This window comes from Sphingobacteriales bacterium, from assembly GCA_012517435.1.
Lineage (GTDB): Bacteria > Bacteroidota > Bacteroidia > CAILMK01 > JAAYUY01 > JAAYUY01.
On the sequence record JAAYUY010000186.1, the window covers coordinates 1 to 1,704 of the forward strand.

At 41.0% G+C, this 1,704-nt stretch carries 2 protein-coding genes; both read right to left on the reverse strand.

Translation table 11 applies throughout. The features are described from left to right. Positions 1–368 (reverse strand): periplasmic heavy metal sensor (locus GX437_10650; protein ID NLJ08119.1); only part of this gene is annotated, 368 nt, incomplete at its 3' end. Positions 369–492: 124 nt separating this feature from the next. Then, positions 493–1,704: T9SS type A sorting domain-containing protein (locus GX437_10655; protein NLJ08120.1), on the reverse strand; the 1,212-nt coding region annotated here is incomplete at its 5' end.

A 1,704-nucleotide genomic window follows, 5' to 3' on the forward strand; every position in this document is an offset into this window, starting at 1 on the left:
GCCCTGACTTCCTGACGGTGATTGGCACCTGCTTTAGCCAGTTGGGTTTTCAGTGTCATGATTTCGTCTATCTTCTTATCAATAGCGTTTTTATCAGGTTTATCTGCTGTTTCCAGCACACGGAGTTCGGCTTCCTTGATTTTTACCTGATTTTTCAGGTTGGTTACTTCTTTCAGGTGTTTAACATTCAGGGCATCGATTTTCTTTTGCTGGTCATCAGTCAGGTTAGGAATCATTTTACAATTCCCACTGCCTGGTCCGCCATTCGGACAATTACCCGGACCTCTCTGTGCGATACCGGCTAGCGGTAAAATCATCATCATGGCTATTGCCAGAGTTTTCATTTTCTTTAACATTCTTGTTTTCATAGGATTAATTTCATTGGTTAACAAACAGCAATAGGACAATCATGTATGTAAAATCTTGCACATGAAATAAAAAAAAAGCAGCCTTTAAGAAAAAGCTGCTTTTAAGTTATTGAGAATGATTAAATTATCTTACAATTAATTTTGAAGTCAGGCTTTCATTCCCGCTTGTCAAAGTAATAATATAGGTGCCTGGTTTCAGTCCTGAAGCATCAACCGGAAGTTCATGCTGTCCGGCTTTCAGGTTACGATATTGATTTTCTGTTACTTTTTTACCCAGAATATCAAAAATGGTTACCCTGACATCTGAAGTATTCGGTATGTTAAAGCTGATCACCGATTCGTAGGTAACAGGATTAGGATAAATTCCGTTAAGTGAAATTTCCTTGCGGTTATCTTCCTTGATGGAAACACCGGCACCCGGGCCGATAACATCATTCAGTATATCCTGAACGGGGATTTTGAGGTAGAAAATGTAGTTGATTGTCGGAGGATCGCCATTCTGGACTTCTGTTCCCGGTTCTTCGTCTTCCTGATAATAAAAATGAAGGTAATTGTCGGCTTTTTTGGCACAATGACCAAAGACATTTTCCATCACGGGATTGTCGGAAATGTTTTGAGCAGGTCCCCATGTCTTTCCGCCATCTTTGGTATAGGTAACATAAATATCCCTGTAGTTTTCACCATTCACGGGTGAAATGGCTTCTTCGACAGGGGAAGAATAAATGAGGAAGAGGTTGCCGTTGTCGTCAATAGCAGCATTGGGCATTGTGGTTAATCCGGTACTTCCGTAGCGGCCTCCACTGGCTATCGTGGTGTTCCATGTTGGCTCTTCAATATCGATTCTGCCGTTTTCATTACGGTCAAGAACGGCTGCCGTAGGAATTCTTCCCTGATTGGGATAGGTTAGGAAATGTTCATAATGGCTTGTGATTTTATCAATGATTTCGACAACAAATGAGTCGAGCATGATAACAGAATCCGGTGGCACCAAAACGGAGTCTAAAGCGTTTCCGGTCAGGGTATCCCATTTGGTAATGTTGTAGTAGGTAGGCCAGACGGTCATGTTAGTGGCTTGAAATGGATTACTTTTGTTGTTATATAAAGTAAGAGCAATAGATGGCTTAGGTATCATGGAAACTGTTGAGTCAGCTGTATTGAATTTTTGCCAGTATGATGGTTTGAACATGAAATGAATTTGATTGGCGACTTTGCCGTCAACCCAAAGGCGATAGACGATGGTATCTTTATAAAAGGTATCATAAACCAATGCTGAATCAGGTGTACTGATGTCGTTCCAGTAATAAATTCCGTTTGAAGTGGGATAATAGCGGAATGA